Source organism: Mesorhizobium sp. LNHC252B00 (assembly GCF_000502955.1).
Taxonomy (GTDB): Bacteria; Pseudomonadota; Alphaproteobacteria; order Rhizobiales; family Rhizobiaceae; genus Mesorhizobium.
Genome location: NZ_AYWO01000032.1, coordinates 23,750 through 45,177, shown reverse-complemented (window position 1 = coordinate 45,177; position 21,428 = coordinate 23,750). Strand labels below are relative to the sequence as shown.

Genomic DNA, 21,428 nt, shown 5'->3' with positions numbered 1-21,428 from the left:
ACCCCGCTGCTTCGCAGCGACCCTCCCCACAAGGGGGAGGGTGAAAAACTCAGATCGCGGCGGTAATAATGATCTCGACCAGATATTCCGGTCCGGCGAGCTTTGCTTCGCCGGTGGCGCGGGCCGGCGTGTTGCCTTGCGGCACCCACTTGTCCCATTCCGCGTTCATCTCGGCAAAGGTGCTCATGTCGGCAAGCCAGACGATCGCCTGCAGGATCTTGGTCTTGTCGCTACCGGCCTTGGCCAGCAGTTGGTCGATTGCCGCCAGGATGTCCCTGGTCTGCGAAGCGACGTTGCCGGTCGGCTGACCGACCTGACCGGCCAGATAGACGGTGTTGCCGTGGATGACGATCTGGCTCATGCGCGGGCCAACGTCGATGCGACGAATGCTCATTGGATGGTTCCTTGCTGTGTCGGTCGTGCCTCTTTAGAGTTGCGGCCGGCCTCGGGCAAGGTCGCCCGGGCAATTCGCCTTGGACCAGCGGCGTGAGACATCCTTACACGGCGAGTTGATCCGGCAGTCGCAATTCCGCCGGATTGGCTTGTTGACTAATGTAATAACATCACATATCCAATCGGCCGCTGACAGCAGCCGGATTTCGCCGCCCCACGGATCGCAGAATGACAAACACATGCCTGACATTCCGCGACCTGACGCTTGGCTACGGCAGCCATCCCGCAATCCATCATCTTGACGGTACCATCCGCAAGGGCTCGCTGACGGCCGTCGTCGGCGCCAACGGCTCCGGCAAATCGACGCTGATGAAAGGCATTGTCGGCGTGTTGAAACCAATGGCCGGCGAGGTCGTCCGCGCGCCTGGCGTTCGCGCCGCCTACCTGCCGCAGCAGTCGGAACTCGACCGCTCCTTTCCGGCACGAGTGGTGGATCTGGTCTCGCTTGGCCTGTGGCCACGGCGTGGCCTGCTCGGCCGCTACACCAGGCAAGATCGCGATGATGTCGCCAAAGCACTGATGGCGGTCGGCCTCGGCGGCTTCGAGAAGCGGCCGATCGATACGCTGTCGGGGGGCCAGTTGCAGCGCACGCTGTTTGCGCGCGTGCTGTTGCAGGACGCTGAGCTCATCCTGCTCGATGAGCCGTTCAACGCGGTCGACGCCAAGACGGTTGGCGACCTCATCGCACTGATCAAACACTGGCACGGCGAGGAACGCACCATCATGGTGGTCGTCCACGATCTCGATCTGGTGCGGCAGAATTTCCCCGAAACGCTGCTTCTCGCCCGCCAGCCGATCGCCTGGGGCGAAACCAGGGAAACGCTGAAGCCGGAGAACCTTTTACGCGCCCGCCGCTTCCACGAAGCCTGGGAAGAGAATGCGCCCTGGTGCGAGCCGGGTGAGGACGCTCATGCCCATGGGCACGATCATCATGGCCATCATGATCACGGGCACGATCATGACCACGGCGTCGGGCCGAGGGCTGCCTGATGGACGCGCTTTACGGTCTTTTCATCGCGCCTTTCGCCGATTTCGGCTTCATGCAGCGGGCGCTAATCGGTTCGCTGATGCTGTCGCTCGGCGCCTGCCCCATCGGCGTCTTCCTGATGCTGCGACGGATGAGCCTGTCTGGCGACGCCATGGCGCATGCCATCCTGCCGGGTGCGGCCGCCGGCTTCCTGTTCTATGGGCTGGAGATCCTGCCGATGACCATCGGCGGCCTGATCGCCGGCGTCATCGTCGCGCTCGGCGCCGGCGCCGTCTCGCGCTTCACCATCCAGCGCGAGGACGCCTCGATGGCGGCGTTCTATCTGATCTCGCTCGCCATCGGCGTGCTGATGGTGTCGATCCGCGGTTCCAGCGTCGATCTCATGCATGTGCTGTTCGGCACCGTGCTTGCGCTCAACAATGAAGCGCTGATGCTGATCGGCGGCATCGTTGCGGTGACATTGGTCAGCCTTGCCATCTTCTGGCGGGCATTGGTCGCCGAATGCCTCGATCCGCTGTTCCTGCGCTCGGTCAGCCGGCTGGGCAGCCCGGTGCATTTCATCTTCCTCGGCCTTGTCGTGCTCAACCTCGTCGGCGGCTTCCAGGCACTCGGTACCTTGCTGTCGGTGGGGCTGATGATGCTGCCGGCCGCCGCCGCCCGCTTCTGGACGGTGCGCGTCGAGCCGATGTGCGTGCTGGCGGTGCTGATCGGCTTTGCCTCCTGCGTCGCCGGGCTGCTGTTATCCTATCACGCGTCGCTGCCGTCCGGCCCGGCCATCATCCTGTCGGCAGGCGTCGTTTATTTCGCCTCGATCCTATTCGGCACGCGCGGCATTCTGCGCGCCCGCATCGTCCATCACCGTCACAGAACGGCCTGATCCCCCGCCCCCTAAAGGAGACCCGTCTATGCTGAAATCGATCCGCGCCGCCCTGGCGATGAGCGTTATAACATTAACTGCCCTTGGCGCATCGTCGGCCTTAGCGGCACCATTGAAAGTGGTCGCCAGCTTCACCGTCATCGCCGATTTCGCCAAGAATGTCGGCGGCGACCGTGTCGATGTAACCACCATCGTCGGGCCGGATGGCGATGCCCATGTCTACGAGCCGAGCCCGGCCGATGCGGTGGCCATGGCCAAGGCCGATATCGTGCTGGTCAACGGCCTGCATTTCGAAGGGTTTTTGCAGCGGCTGGTCGACGCCAGCGCCACCAAGGCCTCGATCGTCACCTTGACCAAGGGTGTTAAGCCGATCGATTTCAAGCCTGAATTCGCCGATGCGGACGCAGCCGAAGGTGCCGGCACCGGCGGCGGCAAGACCGTCACCGATCCGCACGCCTTCCAATCGATTGCCAACGCCAGGATCTATGTGAAGAACATCGCCGCAGCCTTCTGCGCGGCCGACTCCGACGGCTGCGTCAGCTACCAGACCAATGCCGCCGCCTATACCAAGAAGCTCGATGCGGTCGAAGGCGAAGTGAAAGCGGCGATCGCCTCGATCCCTGAAAACAAGCGTGTCGTCATCACCTCGCATGATGCCTTCGGCTATTTCGAACACGCATACGGCCTGACCTTCCTCGCCCCGCAAGGCATCTCGACCGATTCCGAACCGTCCGCCGCCGACGTCGCCAAGCTGGTCACCCAGGTGAAGCAGGACAGAGCGGCTGCGATCTTCGTCGAGAACATCACCAACCCGCGCCTGATCGAGCAGATCGCCAGCGAGACCGGCATCAAGGTCGGAGGCACGCTCTATTCGGATGCGCTGTCGCAACCCGACGGCCCGGCCTCGACCTATATCGACATGATGCACAACAACATCCGCCAGATCAAAGGGGCGATCCTCGGCAGCTGAGTTTGAAGGGTCATCCAACCGGGCCGCATCGGCCCGGTTGGATTTTCTGGCGCGCAATGTCTATTTGGCAGAGAATTCCTTCGGTGCGGATTGCCGCACATGTCGGGGAGTGGCAAGACTGCCGCCTGACCAGTTTGCGAGGATACTGCCATGGAATACCGCGAAATCAGTGAGGACTATTCGGTCTCGGGCCAGATACAGCCGGAAGACGTCGCCGCCATCAAGGCCGCCGGCTTCAAGAGCGTCATCTGCAACCGACCCGACGACGAGCAGCCCGGCCAGCCTTCGGCCGACACGCTCAAGGCGGCGGTGGAAGCCGAGGGCCTCGCCTTCCGCTACATCCCCGTCATCAGCGGCCAGATCACGGCCGAGAATGTCGAGGATCAGGCCGAGGCACTGGATGAGCTCGACGGCCCGGTCTTCGCCTATTGCCGTTCAGGCGCGCGCTGCACCAATCTTTATGGGCTGATCCAACAGTCGAAGGGGTAGATCGGCCGAAGGTCGAATCGGGCCAACAGTCAGATCGGCAGCGCGCCGGTTTCCTTCAGTGTCTCCAGCACGATCGCCGTTTTCACGTGCTGCACGGATTCGTGCGGCAGGAGCACACCGTTGACGAATTCCGATAGCGACTTCAAATCGGGCGTCACCACTTTCAGGATGTAGTCCATCTCGCCGGTCAGCGCGTGCGCCTCCTGCACCTCAGGCAGCCGCGCCACCAGTTCGCCGAAGCGCCGCGCATTGTCGCGGTTGTGAGTGGCCAATGTCACCGAGATGACGTTGACCAGCGAGAAGCCGAGCTTGTCGCGGTCGAGCACCGCGCGATAGCCCTTGATGAAGCCGTCTTCCTCCAACCGCTGGCGGCGGCGCGAGCATTGCGACGCCGACAGGTTGACGCGTTCCGAAAGATCATTGTTGGTCAACCGAGCATCGCCCTGCAAAAGCGCCATTATCTTGCGGTCAAACTGATCAATGCGCGTCTCATCCATGGTTTTTCCCCGCACGGTGCATATTTCGCGCATGAGATGATCATTTCAAGCGTTTGAATGCAAGCACCGTGCACCGGCTCCGCGTTATGATGACGTCAGATGGCCTTTGCAGGCCAGGCCAGACCCGGAGGAATATCATGGGCCCCTTCCCGCACGATGCCCCACCCGCCAAGATCAGCAAGGACAACCCCGCCGGCACCGATGGGTTCGAGTTCGTCGAGTTCGCGCATCCGGAGCCGCAGAAGCTGGCCGAACTGTTCACCCGCATGGGCTATGTCCCGGTGGCCAAGCACCGCACGAAGGACATAACCGTCTGGCGCCAGGGCGACATCAACTATGTCGTCAATGCCGAGCCCGGCTCGCATGCGATGAAATTCGTCGACAAGCACGGCCCCTGCGCCCCCTCCATGGGATGGCGCGTGGTCGATGCCAAACACGCTTTCGACCACGCTGTTGCCAAAGGCGCGACGCCTTACGAAGGCACCGACAAGGCGCTCGATGTGCCTGCAATCGTCGGCATCGGCGGCTCGCTGCTCTATTTCATCGAGACGTACGGCGAGAAGGGTTCGGCCTACGATGCCGAGTTCGAATGGCTGGGCGAACGTGACCCGCAGCCGCAAGGCGTCGGCTTCTACTATCTCGACCACCTGACCCACAATGTCTATCGTGGCCAGATGGACAAATGGTGGGATTTCTACCGCAACCTGTTCGGGTTCAAGCAGATCCATTTCTTCGACATCGACGGCAAGATCACCGGCCTGGTCAGCCGCGCCATCACCTCGCCCTGCGGCAAGATCCGCATTCCGCTCAACGAGTCCAAGGACGAGACCAGCCAGATCGCCGAATATCTGAAGAAGTACAATGGCGAAGGCATCCAGCACATTGCGGTCGGCACCGACGAGATTTATGCCGCCACCGACAGGCTGGCCGAAAACGGGCTGAAATTCATGCCCGGCCCGCCGGAAACCTACTACAACATGTCGTATGATCGCGTGAACGGCCATGACGAGCCGATCGAGCGGATGAAGAAGCACGGCATCCTGATCGACGGCGAAGGTGTCGTCGACGGCGGCACGACCAAGATCCTGCTGCAGGTCTTTTCGAGAACCGTGATCGGCCCGATCTTCTTCGAGTTCATCCAGCGCAAGGGCGACGAAGGCTTTGGCGAGGGCAATTTCCGCGCGCTGTTCGAATCGATCGAGCAGGACCAGATCAAGCGCGGGGTGATCAAGGTGGATGGCAAAGCGGCCTGAAACCTCAAGCTCGTTTGCGGCTCGATCGGCTTTGATCTAAGTTCCGATCACAAGAGGTCGAGCCGTGAACGTCTCCATAACCGAAGCCAGAGCTAAGCTGTCGGAACTCGTAAGGCGCGCGAAGGCCGGCGAGGAGGTCGTGATCACCCGACGCGGTAAGCCGGTGGCGCGTCTTCTCCCCCCTCCGGTGAAGGTGGGCCTTCTGCCACGCATCGGCACTACCTCAGCCGTTGATGGGCCGATTATGTAAGATGAGAATTGGCAACTGGAGCCCCCAGCCTCTCGACCTCTGCCTTCCTTAGTTTGATGTCATAAACGAGCAGGAACTCGTCTAACTGTGGCGGCTTGACCAAGGTGCCGGATAGCATCGCATGCAGGTTGCCGGACATGCGAGCAGGTGATCAGGCAGGTTCATGGTGTCATCCGATTGACCGCACCAGATACAAGCCCGCCCACATAACCACAGATCCGGCAAGAACGATCAGCAAAAGCCGGCTCATCCGCCGCCGCATGACTTGCGTTTCCAGATCCCGCGCGACGTTGATGTTGGTGATGGTGTGGAACATCATCGCCTTGCGCGGAAAGCCGCTGCGGTTGGTCAGGCCGAGCGTGCGCGCCTCGACGCGGTAGCTCAACCGGATCGCCTGGATGAAGGCCGCCAGCAAGGCGAGTGCCCAGACACCGGCCAGCAGATAGTCCCCCGTCATTCCCTCACCTCTCGTATTTCTCGACCTTCTGCTCGATGGCGCCGAAGATCGAATGACCCGTCTTGTCCTTCATTTCGATGCGCACCGTGTCGCCGAAGCGCAGGAACGGCGTCTTGGGTTCGCCTGATACAATGGTCTCGATCATGCGCAGTTCTGCGATGCAGGAATAGCCGGCGCCGCCGTCCGAGACCGGCTTGCCCGGCCCGCCGTCGAGCTTGTTGGAGACGGTGCCCGAGCCGACGATGGTGCCGGCGGCCAGCGGCCTTGTCCTGGCAGCATGCACGATCAGCGCCGGAAAATCGAAGGTCATGTCGACGCCGGCATTGGCCCGGCCGAACGGCTTGCCGTTGAGATCGGCGAGCAGCGGCAGGCTGACCTTGCCGCCATCCCAGGCGTCACCCAGTTCGTCCGGCGTGACTGCGACAGGCGAGAACGCCGAAGACGGCTTTGACTGGAAGAAGCCGAAACCCTTGGCTAGCTCCGGTCCGGTCAGCGCGCGCAGCGTGACGTCGTTGACCAGCATCACCAGCCGGATCGCGGCGCGCGCTTCATCGAGGCTTGCCCCCATCGGCACGTCGTCGACGACAACAGCGACTTCGCCCTCCATGTCGATGCCGAAGGCTTCGTCGACTACCCGGATCGGATCGCGTGGCGGAATGAAGGAGTCCGAGCCGCCCTGGTAGACCAGCGGGTCGGTCCAGAAGCTCGCCGGCATCTCGGCGCCGCGCGCTTTGCGAACCAGTTCGACGTGGTTCACATAGGCCGAGCCATCGGCCCACTGATAGGCACGCGGCAGCGGCGAATGGGCGTCATGCTCGTGGAAGCGTTCCGACGGCATCGCATTGTTCTCCAGCGATTCCGCTATCGTCGCGAGATGTGGGGCGATGCGCCGCCAGTCGTCTAGCGCCGCCTGCAGCGTGCGCGCCAGGAACGAGGCGTCGGTGAAGCGTGTCAGGTCACGCGAGACGACGACGAGTTTTCCGTCGCGCGTCCCGTCCTTCAATGTGGCAAGCTTCATGCGGTTTCCTCTCCCTGTGCGGCTTTGGCGCCGCTTTGGTTTTTTTGCCTTTCGCAGGATCTCTTCCAAAAGCCGGTTCCCACTTTTCGGGATCATGCTAGATCCACAACAAGGCCGTCGCGGGCGATCGTCAAGTCGCCGGCCCATGTTTTCCTGACAGCAGCGACCCAGTCGGCCTCACCGATCTCGGCATCGTCGGCCGGAATGAGGTGATTAAGCACCAGCCTCGTCACGCCGGCATCGCGGGCGATATGCCCGGCTTCTTCGGCAAAGCTGTGGCTGGCGAGCAGATGCTCTCTCAGCCGCCCGCCATTGCCGGTCTTCGCCACCAGCCGCTCGANTTTCCCTACACGACGCTCTTCCGATCTAAAAGGCCGTATCCGCTGAGAACACAACGCTTTTCCCGCCATGCTCGAAGCGCAGGGCAAAACAGTCGGTCACCGGAGGATGCTCGACGCGCAGCGCCGAGATCTTCAAGCCACCCTGCTCGGCCACATGGCCTTCGCCGAACTCAACGATCGAAACCAGTTCGCGAATGTCCGGCCGGCCCTCGTCGACGATGCGGATCTCGATGTCGAACTCCAACGACTGACAAAAGCGCCGCCAGTAGTGGCCCGTGCCGGGCGGGCCGAACACGTCGACGGGTGTCGCCAGCCCCGCCGTCCAGGCGGTGTGGATCAGCGGTCCCAGTTCCAACACATGGTCGGAATGCAGATGAGTGATGAAGACCAGGTCGAGCGCCTTCAGGCTGATGCCGGCATCGACCAGACCGCGCGTGACGCCGAGACCGCAGTCGACGACGATGCTGCGGCCGCCGATCTGCAGCAGCGACGAACTCGGCCACGGTCCGCCCGGCCGCAATGCCGGACCACCCTTCGAGCCCAAAAGCACCAGTCGGTCCGCCATTGGCTCAGTGCTCAAGACCAGTCGCCCTCCGGCGTGCCGTTAAAGCGCTTCTTCAGGTCGGACCAGCAGTCGATGTAATTGTCCTGCCGGGTTTCCAGTTCGGCGCCGTAGCGGGTCAGCATCTGCGGAAAGCGGGTCTCGAACATGAAGGCCATGGTGTTGTCGAGCTTGACCGGCTTCAGGCCCGCGCGCGAGGCCTTTTCGAAGCCAGGCGCATCCGGTCCATGGGCCAGCATAAGATTGTGCAAGCTGATGCCGCCGGGCACAAAACCCTCTTCCTTGGCGTCGTATTGACCGTGGATCAGCCCCATGAACTCGCTCATGATGTTGCGGTGATACCAGGGCGGCCGGAACGTATCTTCGGCAACCAGCCAGCGCGGCGGGAAGATGACGAAGTCGATGTTGGCGGTGCCCTCCTCGCCGCTCGGCGCGGTCAGCACGGTGAAGATCGACGGGTCGGGATGGTCGAACAGCAGCGCGCCGACGGGCGAAAAGGTTGCCAGATCATATTTGTAGGGCGCGTAGTTGCCGTGCCAGGCGACGACATCCAGCGGCGAGTGACCGATCTCGGTGACATGGAAATTGCCGCACCATTTGACGACTAGCCGGCACGGCGTTTCCTTCTCCTCGAACCAGGCGCAAGGTGTCTTGAAATCGCGCGGATTGGCCAGGCAGTTGGCACCGATCGGACCACGATCCGGCAGCGTCAGCTTGGCGCCGTAATTCTCGCAGACATAGCCGCGCACTTCGGCATCGACCAGCTCGACCTTGAAGACCAGCCCACGCGGCAGCACTGCGATCTCGCCGGGCCGCAGCTCGATGACGCCCATCTCGGTGACGAAGCGCAAGGCACCGACTTGCGGCACGACCAGCAACTCCCCGTCCGCGTTGAAGAAATGATCGTCCGCCATCGAGCGGTTGGCGACGTAGACATGCGCTGCCATGCCGGTCTGTCCCAGCACATCGCCCGCAGTGGTGATGCTACGCATGCCGGCAATGAAATCGGTGGGCTCTTTCGGCATCGGCACCGGATTCCAGCGGTATTGGCCGAGCGCCAGTTCGTGATCGCCGACATTGGGCGCGCTCTTCCACAAGGGATAGCTCGCCGGTTTGAAGCGGCCGGTGTGCTTGACGCTCGGCCGAATGCGGTAGAGCCACGAGCGCTCATTGGTGCCGCGCGGGGCGGTGAAGGGCGAGCCTGAAAGCTGCTCGGCGTAAAGGCCATAGGCCGGCCGCTGCGGCGAGTTACGTCCTTGCGGCAACGAGCCAGGCAGCGTCTCGGTTTCGAAGTCGTTGCCGAAACCCGGCATATAGGAAAAGGCCATTGCTTCCTCCCGGAATGGATCTCAATTGACCAAACTGGTTTCATTTGTAACCATCGAAAATGTAACCATCAATGGCGGCTTTGAAAAAATGGCGATCAAGAGCGAAGCGTCCGACGCGCCTGAAATTCTCAATCTGGAAAATTTCCTGCCCTACCGGCTCTACCGGCTTGCCGACGCCGTCAGCCGCGAATTTTCCCGAATATACAAGGACAGTCACGGCCTGACGCGGCCGGAATGGCGTACCCTTTCCGGGCTTGGGCAGCATGGAACGATGACCGCGACTGAACTCGGTAACCAATCGGCCATGCACAAGACCAAGGTATCGCGCGCCGTGGCTGAACTCGAACGGCGACACTGGCTTACCCGATCCGCTGACGAGAATGACCGCCGCGTCGAACATCTGGCGCTGACCAAGGCCGGCCTTGCCGCCTATCGCGAAATGGTGCCGCTTGCGAAGGCGTTCGAGCGGGAATTGCTGGACAAACCTAGCGCAAGCGAGCGTGCGGCGATCTCGAACGGATTGGCCGCGCTGGAGGCCGCCCTGGCGTCAACCCAGGGCCAGTTGCGGAATGACATCGAATAGGCGCAAGGAACAGCCCTTGTTGGCCCGGTTGGATGGCGAGGGCGGCATCTACTCGCCCTCGCCACTTGGAGCAACATTGATCGACGCCGCGGATTCAGTCGGCGCCGATGACTTGGCTTTCGCCGGCAAGCATCCGTTCGTTGGGATCGATCGGTCCAAGGTTCTTCACGATCCGGAAGCGACCGCTCTGTGCCTGCGCAATGTACATGTTCATGCGAACATGGTGCTGGCCGGGGACCATTTCGGCCGGGCCACCCGGTCCCTCGCTGATCCGGGCGTGGTCGAGCGCCCGGATAACCGCGTCGCGCTCGACCGAGCCGGCTTCGTTCACCGCCGCTTCCCACATTTTGATCGCCCGGTAGTGGCCGGTGCAGCCGCTGCCCGCGGTCAACATCGCGCTGCCGGGGAATCGGTCCTGGTAGCGCCGCAAGAGCGCCCGGCCAAACGGATCCTCGAGTTCCTGATAGTAATCGAGGCAACTGTAGAGGCCTTCGATCTGCTCGGACGGCACGAGATTGAAGAAGTTCTCGTCGAAATAGGTGCAGATGAACTTGCCGCCTCGCTTGCCGAAACCAGCCTTGTGCAGCTCGTCGAGAAACGGCGTCAAGCCCGGCGGAACCAGGGTGTTGAAGACCACTTCGGCGCCGCTCGCCATGATCTGCTGCACCGTCTGCCGGAAATCGACGGTATCGAGCGGAAAATACTCCTCACCGACGATCTCGCCGCCATTGGCGCGAACCACCCGGCTCGCGGCCTTGTTCAACAGATGGGGCCAGATGTAGTCGGCCGAAGGTAGATAGAACTTCTTCGCCCCGGTGCTCTTCATGAACCATGGGATCAGCGGCTCGACCTGCTGCGCGGGCACCGGGCCCGTGCAGAAGATCAGGGGATCGCTTTCCTGCCCCTCGTATTGCTCGGTGTAGATGTAGAGCGTCCTGCCGCGCGCGACCGCCTCGCTCTTGATGGCTTGGCGGGTCGAACTGTAGATGCCTCCGACGACCAGATCGACTTTGTCGACATCTATCAGTTTCGCGGTCCTTGCCTTGGCAACGCTGTCGGTGGTCTTGCCGTCCTCGATGATGACTTTCACCGGCCGGCCCAGCAAGCCGCCCTTGGCGTTGATGTCATCGACGAGCATGGTCGTGAGGTTTGCGTTGGCTATGCCCATGAAGGACAACGGGCCGGTGAGTTCGGCGATAAGGCCGATCTTGATGGGTTTCTGGTGCATCTCATGTCTCCGATCTCTGGGGTTCGTGGGTGCGCGCCGCCGGTAGCAGGCGGCGCGAAAGGCACGTCAGGCCTCATAGTGGCCGAGCAGCATCGCCGCTTGCGGCTTGCCCACGTGGCCGGCCTCCTGCAGGATTGCCGGCACTTCGGGATCCGATACGAAGTTCTTCCAACCCTCGGCATCCCAGTCGAAGATTGCCCAGACGCGGTCGGACTCGCTGGGGTCGCGGAACACGGTCGCGCCGTTCGAACCGTGCAGCCGGCGCTTGTCGGCGCCCTTGGTCGAAAAGATATGGATGAAGCGGTCGACGTCCGCCACCTTGGTCGTTGCGAGAAGCATCTGATTTCCTCCTGTCGGTCGCGGCCACCATTGGTCCGTCGACAGGATCACGATGCGCGCCTCGGAGCAGGTGCACATGGGGAGGATTCCCTATGCCGATGACTTCGTCTCGCCCGGCCGGACAAGGCCGTGCTCGACCGCATAGAGTGCCGCGGCGGCGCGGGTGGTCACACCGATCTTGGCATAGACGTTCTGGATATGGTGATCCGCGGTCTTGGGCGAGATATCCAGGTTCCGCCCCGCTTCCTTGGCGGTGAGGCCGGCGGCGATCAGGCGCAACACCTCGATCTCACGTGGCGTCATTCCAGCCAGCGGCCGATGCGGCGCCCGGCGTGACCGCTGGCCGGCGAAGGACAGCACGGCCTCGGCGGCGTCGGGGCAGATACTGCCCTCACGAACGGCAGCGCGCAACTGCGTCGCCGCGGCGTCGCTGGACAGTGCCCTGCGGTGAGGACGTTCCTCCCGCGACGTTTGGAACGCTTCGGCAGCGGCCAGGATTCTCGCCGCCGGGGACAGGTCGGAACCACCGACCTTGCGGTGATAGCCAGAGCCGTCCAGGCGTTCGTGATGGCGCAGGACGAGTGAGGCCATTGCCTCGCCCTCGCGGCCGAACGAGGCCAGCGCACGCTCGCCGTAATAGGCGTGCAGTTGGGCTGCGTCGCGCTCGCGGACCGACAGCGGACCATTGCGCATCCAGGTCGCCACCGGCACGACAAGTTCGCCAATGTCGTGGATGCAGCCCGCCCAGCGCAGCGCACGGACGTCGGCGGCGGGCAGCCCCATCTGTCTCCCCGCTCCCTCAGCCAGTTCCGCCACCATCCGCGAATGGCCTTGTGTGAACGGCATGCGCATGTCGATCATGTCGGCGATGGCGAGAAATGCCTCGTCGCAGTCCGCCTCATCGAGCGACACCGGCGGATCGGGCTCCAGCGCTAAAATCGTCTCGCGGTCGACCGTCACGCCGATGCCTTCCATCAGCACCGCAGCGTTTGCCGCGACAAGCCGGGCCAGATGAGCTGCGTAAGGGCCGTCGCCGCGGCTGGCGACAGTTTCGGCCATTTCCACGATCCCGACGGCATCGCTAAGCGCAATGACATCCTGCGCCAGAGTGATCAATTGGACGGCCGGCAGCACCTCCTCGCCGCTCAGTCCACGTGGCAGACCCTTGCCGTCCCAGCGTTCGTAGATCTGTCCAAGATTACGGCCCATCTCCCCGGACAAGCCAAGCCGCTCGCCGATACGCTGCGCGACCTCGCAATGCGCGATCAGCACCGGGCGGGCCACCGCAAGTGCCTGCGACATGGCGGCCTCGACCGCCTTGGCCTGCGCGTCAGGCTGGAGATCGTAATAGAACCGCTTGAAGGCCTGTACGAAGACCCTGCCCAGTTCCGCACGATTGCCCATGTCGAGACCGACAAGGTCCTGGCGGAGCGCGATTTCGTCGCCGAAGGTTGCCGACAGAAGATCGGTATCCGCGTTGCAGCCAACATAGCGAAGCATCGACTGATGGTAGGCATTGCGCCGAACCTGCTCGGAAACGCCCGCACGATCTGCGATCCGCATCGCAAGCACGCAGGATTTCAGCGCGAAGTCGCGAGAATGACCGGTTGCGAGGTCCGAAGCATAGGCGAGGACCATCATGAAGTCCGCCCGGCGGATCGAGACGTTTGTCATCGCCCACCTCCCAATGGGCATGCTAGTCCCGCGGGCCGTCAATACCTAGCGGAAAATCCCACGCACGCCGTCAGCCGGCTGGCTGGTTTCAGATCCTCGGCGCCAACGCCTACCAGTCCATCACCACCTTGCCGGAACTGCCGCTGCGCATGGCATCGAAGCCGGCCTGAAAGTCGTCGATGCCTATGCGGTGCGTGATCAAGCCGGAGACATCCAGCGGCCCCTGCACGAGCGCGATCATCTTGTACCAGGTTTCGAACATCTCGCGGCCGTAGATGCCTTTCAGATGCAGCATCTTGAAGATGACCTTGTTCCAGTCGATCTCGAAACCGGTGGGCGCAATGCCCAGGATGGCAATCTTGCCGCCATTGTTCATGGTGTCGATCATGTCGCGGAAGGCGGGGGCGGCGCCCGACATTTCGAGGCCGACGTCAAAACCCTCGGTCATGCCGAGCGCCGGCATGACGTCACGCAGCTTTTCCTGCGAGGCGTCGACGACATGCTGGACGCCGAGCTTTTTCGCCAGCGCCAGCCGCACAGGGTTGATGTCGGTGATCACCACCTTTCGTGCGCCGACGCATTGCGCGACGAGCGCGCCCATGATGCCGATCGGTCCGGCCCCGGTGACCAGTACGTCCTCGCCGACCAAGTCAAAGGACAATGCCGTGTGGACGGCATTGCCCAGGGGATCGAAGATCGCGGCGATCTCGTCCGGCACATCGTCGGGGATCGGCACGACATTGTGCTGCGGAATCGCCAGATACTCGCCAAAGGCGCCCGGACGGTTGACGCCGACGCCGAGCGTGTTGCGGCAGAGATGCCCTCGCCCGGCACGGCAGTTGCGGCAATGGCCGCAGACGATATGACCCTCGCCCGACACGCGCTGGCCGACCTTGTATTCGGTGACAGCGGCGCCGAAATCGGCGACGGTGCCGACAAATTCATGGCCGGTGACCATCGGCACCGGCACCGTCTTCTGCGCCCACTGATCCCAATTGTAGATATGGACGTCGGTGCCGCAGATTGCCGTCTTGCGGATCTTGATCAGCACGTCGTTAGGGCCGATTTCCGGCACCGGCACCTCTTCCATCCAGATGCCCGGCTCGGCCTTGGCCTTCACCAGCGCCTTCATCATGTTCGACATGCTTTTGTCCCTTGAATCTCTTGATCCGGAATGGCTTTCGATTGCGGCCTTTCAGGAAATCACGCCCAATTCCTTGCCGACCGCTTCGAATGCCTCAACCGCACGGTCGATGTCCGCGGCGGAATGCGCCGCCGACATCTGGGTGCGGATGCGCGCCTGGCCCTTCGGCACCACCGGGAAGGAAAAACCGATGACGTAGATGCCACGCTTCAGCATGCGAGCCGCCATCTCCTGCGCCAGCGTCGCATCGCCCAGCATCACTGGAATGATCGGATGGTCGGCGCCGGCCAGCGTGAAACCGAGCTTGCCCATCTGCGACCGGAACCGCGTCGCATTGGCATAGAGGTGCTCGCGCAAGGCATCGCCATTGCGGATCAGGTCGAACACCTTGATCGAAGCGCCGGCGATCGCCGGCATCAGCGTGTTGGAAAAAAGATAGGGCCGCGAGCGCTGGCGCAGCCAATCGACCACCTGCCTCTTGCCAGAGGTGTAGCCGCCGGATGCACCGCCGAGCGCCTTGCCGAGCGTCCCGGTAATGATGTCGACCCTGCCCTCGACGCCACAATGCTCGGGCGAGCCGCGGCCGTTCTGGCCGACGAAGCCGACCGCATGGCTGTCGTCAACCATCACCATGGCGTCGTATCTTTCGGCAAGGTCGCAGACACCCCTGAGATTGGCGATGATGCCATCCATCGAGAACACACCGTCGGTGGCGATCAGCCGGAAGCGGCAGTCCCTGGCTTCCTTCAGGCGCACCTCCAGATCGGCCATGTCGTTGTTGGCGTAGCGGAAGCGTTTGGCCTTCGACAGCCGCACGCCGTCGATGATCGAAGCGTGGTTCAGCGCATCGGAAATGACCGCGTCCTCTTCACCGAGCAACGTCTCGAACAGGCCGCCATTGGCATCGAAGCAGGAGCCATAGAGGATGGTGTCTTCCAGGCCGAGGAAGGATGAAATCGTCGCCTCGAGCTGCTTGTGCTCCTCTTGCGTGCCGCAGATGAAGCGCACCGACGCCATGCCGTAGCCATAGCGGTCGAGCGCCTGCTTGGCCGCATCGCGCAGGTCGTCGCTATCGGCAAGGCCGAGATAGTTATTGGCGCAGAAGTTGAGCACTTTCTGCCCGCCGACCTCGATCTCAGCCGACTGGGTCGAGGAGATCACGCGCTCGGATTTGTAGAGGCCGGCCGATCTGAGCCCCGCGAGCTCGTTGTCGATGTGGGAAAGGAATGCTGCGGTCATGGTTGGGCCTCGTTCGATGTGGGCCGACTGTCGTCTCGTCCGAGCTAAAAATCCATCGCAAAAACGACCGGATCGGTGGCAAGCGACCCGATGTGGCCCCGATGATCACAAAAGCGACACTACAACAAATGGTGTTGGCCGGTGACCGCTCGAATGCCGGCATGACGCTAAACGGGCCGATAACCATTTCGCGATCTTTCCACGTCCCAACCTTGCCGGACGGCTGTGGATTTCCAGACCTGTTAATGTTTGCAGGCCAGTCTTCGCAGCAGGAATCCGTTGGCGAAGAGGACCGCCCCCGAAAATGTCGCAGCAGCCGGCGCAGACCGTTTCAGGCAAACTCATACTGCTGATCAAAGCTGGCTACTGGCTGGCCCTGCTGATCATTGCCGCCATGGTGATAGCCTCCTTCATCCTGCTGCAGCAGATGATGGCCACCCAACAGCACAACAACACCTTGCTCGACATCGTCAGCACGCAAAAGACGCTTTCGCAGCGCATCGTCTTCCTGGCCGGCGCAACCGGTGCTGCTTCGCGTGACAAACAGCCGGCGCTGGTCAGCGCGCTCAAGCAGGCCACGGGGGAGTTCGAGACCAACTACGATCTGCTGCTAAAGCAGACGGGAGCCGACCCCCAATCGCCGGCCAAGCTCGATCCGAGGTCGATCGACAGCGTCCTTTTCGCCAAGCCCTTCCACCTCGACTATTTCTCGGTCGGGCTGATCGCCAATGGCGACCGCCTGATCTCGGCCTATGAATCTCAATTCAGCGGCAATGGCGGCTACAAGGGCGGCGGCGAGCGCGTCAATCTCGATGCCTCCGTCGCCAATGCGAACTTGTCGGGCTACGCCGCGCTTGGCCAGCGCATCAGCGCCGATGCAGACGAGCGTTCCGAGAAGCTGCTCGCTCTCCACCGCACGCTGTTCTACGCCACCCTGGGCGTCATCATACTGGTGGCACTCTTCATCTTCAGGCCGATGTCGAACGCCATCCTGCGCAAGACGCATGAGCTGATCGACGCGCGCAATTCGATGGCCTTCATCGCGGTGCATGACGGCCTCACCGGCCTGCACAACCGCACGTTCCTGACCGATCATTTCGACACGCTGATCAAGGGGTCACACCGCCGCCGGGAGCGCCTGGCTGTGATCCAGCTCGACCTCGACCGGTTCAAGCAGATCAACGATACGCTAGGCCATGCCGCAGGCGACTATGTGCTGGTCGTCACCGCGCAGCGCATGCGCGATTCCTGCCGGGCGTCGGATTTGTGCGCGCGCCTGGGCGGCGACGAGTTCGTCATGATCCTCGGCGGCGCCGGCGGCACCGAAGACATCAACATGCTGGCGCGGCGCATCCTGGCGCATATCAACGAGCCGATCGTCTTCCAGGGCACGACCGTTCTCCCGGGCGCCAGCGCCGGCATCGCCGTCTACCCGATCGACGCCGACAATGCTCAGGATCTGCTGGTTCATGCCGATCTGGCGCTCTATTCCGCCAAGAAGCTGGGCGGCGGCAACTTCTCCTTCTTCTCCGAAGAGTTGCGCCGCGAGCTCGACTATCGCAAACAGCTCGAGCACGACATCAAGGTCGCCATCGCGGAGCGGGCCTTCCAGGTCTATTTCCAACCGCAGGTTTCGCTGACCAACGGCACGATCAGCGGCATCGAGGCGCTGGTGCGCTGGAACCATGCCGAGCGCGGCATGATCCCACCGGGCGAATTTATCCCGGTCGCCGAAAAATGCGGCTTCATGCCCGAGATCGGCCGTATCGTCATCGCCAAAGCGATCAACGAAGCCGCCGAATGGAACCGCGCCGGCATTGCCTTCGGCCGGCTTGCCGTCAATGTTTCCGGCACCGAACTGCGCGAGCCCGATTTCGATGAGTTTCTTTTCGAGACGCTGGAAAAGGCCGGGCTGCCGCCACAGAAACTGTCGCTGGAAATCGTCGAATCCGTTATCCTCGACGACGAGAAGACGGGTATCGCCGCCAAGCTGCGCCACATCAGGGCGGCCGGCGTCCACCTGGAACTCGATGATTTCGGTACCGGTTATGCCTCGCTAAGCCATGTCAATCCGAACGAGATCGACCGGCTGAAGATCGATCGACGCTTCGTCCAGAACATTCATGAGAATGGCGACAACTCGAAGATCGTGCGCGCCATCACCGAGCTTGCCCGTGGCCTCGGCATCTCCATCGTCGCCGAAGGCGCCGAAACCGAAGCCGAACTCGAATCGCTGATGGCGATCGGCTGCGACCAGGTGCAGGGCTACTCCATCGCCTTCCCGATGCCGCACGACAAGGCGCTGGAATGGCTGACTGCCCGCATGCCGAAGAAGGCCAGGCTGACGGTGCTGCAGGGAAGCCTGGCATAGGCGTCGCCCAAAGCGTATCGCGCTTGAGCGGAACCGAGCGACGCGCTTTGTTATCCCAAAACCGCTGCGCACTTTTGGGCGAGATGTTCCAGGACGGCTTCGACGCAAGACGAAGCTGACCAACCTGATCACCGCTCTGAACCTGCGCCATTACACTTTTGGAACAATCCGGGGCTACGACGACTGAGCCGATGAGCCGGGCCCGCCCTCCTATCCCCCGACATTCGCCCGCAACGCCGCCAGAACCTGCGCGAACTCCGCCAGCCGCTCGTCGGACAGTCCGACCCGTAGCCGCTTGTCAAAGGACAACGCAGCCTTGCGCAAGGTCTCGAACATCGCTTCTCCCGCCGCGGTCAGTTCGACCAGATGAACCCGGCGGTTCACGGGATCGCGGCGGCGTATCAGCAGGCCCTGCGCCTCCATCGCATTGAGATGGTGGGTCAGCGTCGCCCCCTGAATGCCGATCATGCCGGCAAGCTCGCGCTGATTGGCAAGCTTGCTCGATTTGACCGACAGCAGAGTGAGCCAGACGGGCAACGTACCGCCCGCTTCAACAAGAGCAGCATCGAAGGCTTGGGCGACAAGTTTGGCGGTGCGGCCAAGATTCATGCCGACTGGCGGGCGGTCAAAGGGAGACATCGTCGGACACTAGGCGGTGTTCTCCGTAGAGCGAACTGGGTGACAGTCTTATACATTGACATCTAATCATTCGATATCTAATTTTATGACGGACGGCGGGCAAAAAAGAGGAAATGCGGTCATGCAATATGTCTACATCGTCGTCCTCGGTCTTCATGTCATGGCCGGCGTGTTCTGGGCCGGCACCACCATCGCTGTCGGCCGCGATCCGGAAATCCGGGCGGAACGGTTCTTCCGGCCCCAAATGGGCGCGGCCGGCCTGGTTTTCCTCACCGGCATACTGCTTTGGTATTTCTTCCATCAAGGCCTTTTCGGCCCGATGGAGAAGGTGTTGGCGCTGGGCATCGCCACGGCTCTAATTGCCGCCGGCGTCCAGGGCGCGCTGGTCGGTTCTGCCACCCGGCAGCTTGCCGGCACCGATGCGGCGACGGAAGCACAGTTGCGCGCGAAAATGACAAGAGGCGAGCGCATCGCCGGCGGTCTACTGGTTATCACCGTGCTGTGCATGGCCGTCGCGCGGATGGTCTGAGGCGCACAATTTCACGGAATCGCATGTTGTCTGGCGACGAGCCAATGACGTGCGGGCGCGCGGTCGGACCGAAGTACACGGGCTCTCGTACGCAGGTCCGACCGCGCGCCACCGATTCTCGCGATAACGAATTTCAAATCCGCAAGCCGAACCTGATGCCGTCATAGATGGCGGCATGGATGTTGCGCGAGGCGACCGCGTCGCCGATGCGGAACAGCACGAAGCGCGCTTCTGGATTGCGCTCGGGAAAGATGTCGCCACCACTCACCAGCCGCTCATAGTCGATCGCGCCACCGTTCTTCGACAGCGGCTTCAGCGAGAGATAGAGATCGTCGAGCGGCAGCGTGCCGTGCTCGACCACCACCTGGTCGACCCTGCGCTCGCCGCGCCAGCCATCGGCGAAATCCGAGCCAAGTTCGGCGACCAACAGGTTGCCCTCGCGCCTCACCGAGCGCAGCCGGGTGTTGATGGTGATGGTGACCCCCTTTTCCTGGAAGGCGCGCATGTATGGCACATGGTTCATGCCACCCATTTCCGGTGCGAAGAAGCGCTCCGGCGAAACAAGCTCGAGTTTCGAGCCGGCATTGGCGATCAGTTCGGCCGCGCCCATGCCCTGATGGCCGCCATTGTCGTCATAGAGCAGCACGTTTTCGGCCGCCTTGACGCTGCCGGCCATGATGTCCCAACTCGAGGTGACCAAGTTGTCACCAGCTGTCAGCGGCGGGTTCTGCGGCAGCCCGCCGGTGGCAACCACCACAATGTCGGGCGACAGTGCCAGAACGTCGTCTTTCTCGGCCCAGGTGTCGTAACGGATCTCGACCCCGAGCCGGTCGAGTTCGGCCAATCGCCAGTCGATGATGCCGATCAATTCCTTGCGCCGCGGGTTCTGCGTCGCCAGCCGAACCTGGCCGCCGGCCTGTGACGATGCTTCCAGGATCGTGACTTGATGGCCTCTCTCTGCCGCGACTCGCGCCAGTTCCAATCCGCCGGCGCCGGCGCCGACGACGACGACTTTGCGCTTAGGTCCTTCAGTCTTGACTATGATGTGCGGGATGTCGGCCTCACGGCCGGTCGCCGCATTGTGGACGCACAGCGCTTCACCGCCTTCGTAGATGCGATCGAGACAATAGGTGGCGCCGACACAAGGGCGGATCTCGTGCTCCCTGCCCTCCATCACTTTTTTGACAATGTGCGGATCGGCGATGTGGGCGCGGGTCATGCCGACCATGTCGAGCTTGCCGGTGGCGATGGCGTGCCGCGCGGTGGCGACATCGGAAATGCGCGCCGCATGGAAGGTCGGGAATTTTGTCGCCGCCCTCACCTCGCCGGCGAAATCGAGATGCGGCGACGAGCGCATGCCAGTCACCGGGATAACCTTGGTGAGTGCCGCATCGCTCTCGATCGAGCCGTGGATGATGTTGAGGAAATCGACCTTGCCGGAGCCGGCCAGCCGTTTTGCAATCTCTATGCCTTCCGCCTTCGATAGGCCTTTTTCGAAATCTTCATCGGCGACCATGCGGATGCCGACGACGAATTTATCGCCGACCGCCGCACGGACGGCATCGAGCACCATGTTGGTGAACCGTAGGCGGTTGTCCAACGAGCCGCCGAATTCGTCGTCGCGGTGGTTGGTGGCCGGCGACCAGAAGCCGTCCATCAGATGGCCGTAGGCCTCGAACTCGATGCCGTCGAGGCCCGCGGCGTGGCAGCGCTGGGCCGCTGACGCATAGTCGGCGACGATGCGCTCAATGTCCCAGTCCTCGATGGTCTTCGGGAAAGCGCGATGCGCCGGTTCGCGCACGGGCGAAGCCGAGAGCACCGGCAGCCAATCAGCCTTGTTCCAGCCGGTGCGGCGGCCGAGATGGGTGATCTGGATCATCACCTTGCAGTCGTGCTCGTGACAGGCGTCGGCGAGTTCGGCCAGCCACGGCACGATCCTGTCCTCATAGACATGCAGATTGCCGAAGGCGGCCGGACTGTCGCGCGAAACGATCGCCGAGCCGGCGGTCATCGTCAGCGCCATGCCGCCCTTGGCCTTTTCGGCATGGTAGAGCCGGTAGCGCTGTTTCGGCATGCCATCTTCGGAATAGGCCGGCTCATGACTGGTCGACATGACCCGGTTCTTCAGCGTCAGATGTTTGAGCTGATAAGGCTGGAGAAGCGGATCGCTGCTGTTCATCGTCTTCCTGGAGTTTCAAA

22 protein-coding genes are annotated in these 21,428 nt (G+C 62.4%); 9 read left to right on the top strand and 13 right to left on the bottom strand.

From position 1 onward, the window contains the following. Positions 1–49: 49 nt before the first annotated feature. Positions 50–394 (bottom strand): RidA family protein, encoded by a 345-nt coding sequence (locus X744_RS143895; RefSeq protein WP_023762154.1) that lies wholly within the window; start codon positions 392–394, stop codon positions 50–52. 227 nt (positions 395–621) lie between these two features. Between X744_RS143895 and aztA the strand changes: the two genes are divergently transcribed. The 4 genes from aztA (at position 622) to X744_RS143915 (ending at position 3,777) form a co-directional block, all read left to right on the top strand. After that, positions 622–1,443, top strand: coding sequence for a zinc ABC transporter ATP-binding protein AztA (gene aztA / locus X744_RS143900; protein WP_023762153.1), 822 nt, complete (start codon positions 622–624; stop codon positions 1,441–1,443). After that, positions 1,443–2,318, top strand: coding sequence for a zinc ABC transporter permease AztB (gene aztB / locus X744_RS143905; protein ID WP_023762152.1), 876 nt, complete (start codon positions 1,443–1,445; stop codon positions 2,316–2,318). Before aztA ends, aztB begins: the two co-directional genes overlap by 1 nt. 28 nt (positions 2,319–2,346) lie before the next feature. Next, positions 2,347–3,288, top strand: coding sequence for a zinc ABC transporter substrate-binding protein AztC (gene aztC, locus X744_RS143910; RefSeq protein ID WP_031261049.1), 942 nt, complete (start codon positions 2,347–2,349; stop codon positions 3,286–3,288). Between the two features lie 150 nt (positions 3,289–3,438). Then, positions 3,439–3,777, top strand: a complete 339-nt coding sequence (locus X744_RS143915) for a TIGR01244 family sulfur transferase (RefSeq protein ID WP_023762150.1) — start codon at positions 3,439–3,441, stop codon at positions 3,775–3,777. A 29-nt stretch (positions 3,778–3,806) separates the two neighbouring features. On the opposite strand, the gene X744_RS143920 is transcribed toward X744_RS143915, so the two are convergent. Then, on the bottom strand, positions 3,807–4,274 hold the full coding sequence (locus tag X744_RS143920) for an Lrp/AsnC family transcriptional regulator (protein ID WP_023762149.1): 468 nt from the start codon (positions 4,272–4,274) through the stop codon (positions 3,807–3,809). 137 nt (positions 4,275–4,411) lie between these two features. Between X744_RS143920 and hppD the strand changes: the two genes are divergently transcribed. Then, positions 4,412–5,527 (top strand): 4-hydroxyphenylpyruvate dioxygenase, encoded by a 1,116-nt coding sequence (gene hppD / locus X744_RS143925; RefSeq protein WP_023762148.1) that lies wholly within the window; start codon positions 4,412–4,414, stop codon positions 5,525–5,527. A gap of 64 nt (positions 5,528–5,591) precedes the next feature. Next, the gene (locus tag X744_RS1000000172680; RefSeq protein ID WP_084025672.1) at positions 5,592–5,777 is read left to right on the top strand and encodes a type II toxin-antitoxin system prevent-host-death family antitoxin; all 186 of its coding nucleotides are present in this window, start codon (positions 5,592–5,594) and stop codon (positions 5,775–5,777) included. Positions 5,778–5,946: 169 nt separating this feature from the next. Here the strand turns inward: X744_RS1000000172680 and X744_RS143930 are convergent, their stop codons facing one another. The 4 genes from X744_RS143930 to hmgA all read right to left on the bottom strand — a co-directional run bounded on the left by X744_RS143930 (position 5,947) and on the right by hmgA (position 9,483). After that, positions 5,947–6,234, bottom strand: a complete 288-nt coding sequence (locus X744_RS143930) for a hypothetical protein (RefSeq protein WP_023762146.1) — start codon at positions 6,232–6,234, stop codon at positions 5,947–5,949. A gap of 4 nt (positions 6,235–6,238) precedes the next feature. Beyond that, entirely contained in the window at positions 6,239–7,252 is a 1,014-nt protein-coding gene (locus X744_RS143935) for a fumarylacetoacetate hydrolase family protein (RefSeq protein ID WP_031261047.1), read from the bottom strand. 92 nt (positions 7,253–7,344) lie between these two features. After that, positions 7,345–7,581, bottom strand: a complete 237-nt coding sequence (locus X744_RS1000000175495) for a hypothetical protein (RefSeq protein WP_023762144.1) — start codon at positions 7,579–7,581, stop codon at positions 7,345–7,347. Positions 7,582–8,169: 588 nt separating this feature from the next. Then, on the bottom strand, positions 8,170–9,483 hold the full coding sequence (hmgA, locus tag X744_RS143940) for a homogentisate 1,2-dioxygenase (protein ID WP_023762142.1): 1,314 nt from the start codon (positions 9,481–9,483) through the stop codon (positions 8,170–8,172). 88 nt (positions 9,484–9,571) lie between these two features. On the opposite strand from hmgA, the gene X744_RS143945 reads away from it, so the two are divergent. Next, positions 9,572–10,066, top strand: coding sequence for a MarR family transcriptional regulator (locus X744_RS143945; RefSeq protein WP_031261044.1), 495 nt, complete (start codon positions 9,572–9,574; stop codon positions 10,064–10,066). Between the two features lie 94 nt (positions 10,067–10,160). Here the strand turns inward: X744_RS143945 and X744_RS143950 are convergent, their stop codons facing one another. From X744_RS143950 to X744_RS143965, 5 genes are all read right to left on the bottom strand, one after another. Continuing rightward, the gene (locus tag X744_RS143950; protein ID WP_023762140.1) at positions 10,161–11,294 is read right to left on the bottom strand and encodes a substrate-binding protein; all 1,134 of its coding nucleotides are present in this window, start codon (positions 11,292–11,294) and stop codon (positions 10,161–10,163) included. A 66-nt stretch (positions 11,295–11,360) separates the two neighbouring features. Next, the gene (locus X744_RS0138220) at positions 11,361–11,633 is read right to left on the bottom strand and encodes a hypothetical protein (protein WP_031261042.1); all 273 of its coding nucleotides are present in this window, start codon (positions 11,631–11,633) and stop codon (positions 11,361–11,363) included. 90 nt (positions 11,634–11,723) lie between these two features. Continuing rightward, a complete protein-coding gene (locus X744_RS143955; protein ID WP_023762138.1) occupies positions 11,724–13,307 on the bottom strand; it encodes an HD domain-containing phosphohydrolase in 1,584 nt (527 codons plus the stop codon). Between the two features lie 109 nt (positions 13,308–13,416). Beyond that, positions 13,417–14,451, bottom strand: coding sequence for an L-threonine 3-dehydrogenase (tdh, locus tag X744_RS143960; RefSeq protein WP_023762137.1), 1,035 nt, complete (start codon positions 14,449–14,451; stop codon positions 13,417–13,419). Positions 14,452–14,502: 51 nt separating this feature from the next. Beyond that, positions 14,503–15,690, bottom strand: coding sequence for a glycine C-acetyltransferase (locus tag X744_RS143965; protein ID WP_023762136.1), 1,188 nt, complete (start codon positions 15,688–15,690; stop codon positions 14,503–14,505). A 304-nt stretch (positions 15,691–15,994) separates the two neighbouring features. On the opposite strand from X744_RS143965, the gene X744_RS143970 reads away from it, so the two are divergent. After that, the gene (locus X744_RS143970) at positions 15,995–18,061 is read left to right on the top strand and encodes an EAL domain-containing protein (RefSeq protein ID WP_023762135.1); all 2,067 of its coding nucleotides are present in this window, start codon (positions 15,995–15,997) and stop codon (positions 18,059–18,061) included. A gap of 210 nt (positions 18,062–18,271) precedes the next feature. Here the strand turns inward: X744_RS143970 and X744_RS143975 are convergent, their stop codons facing one another. After that, complete coding sequence (locus X744_RS143975; protein WP_031261040.1) at positions 18,272–18,700, bottom strand: MarR family winged helix-turn-helix transcriptional regulator; 429 nt, start codon at positions 18,698–18,700, stop codon at positions 18,272–18,274. A 121-nt stretch (positions 18,701–18,821) separates the two neighbouring features. Between X744_RS143975 and X744_RS143980 the strand changes: the two genes are divergently transcribed. Beyond that, on the top strand, positions 18,822–19,229 hold the full coding sequence (locus X744_RS143980; protein WP_031261038.1) for a hypothetical protein: 408 nt from the start codon (positions 18,822–18,824) through the stop codon (positions 19,227–19,229). A 133-nt stretch (positions 19,230–19,362) separates the two neighbouring features. On the opposite strand, the gene X744_RS143985 is transcribed toward X744_RS143980, so the two are convergent. Next, positions 19,363–21,408: an NADH:flavin oxidoreductase gene (locus X744_RS143985; RefSeq protein WP_023762132.1), complete on the bottom strand. Its 2,046-nt coding sequence runs from the start codon at positions 21,406–21,408 to the stop codon at positions 19,363–19,365. Between the last annotated feature and the right edge of the window lie 20 nt (positions 21,409–21,428).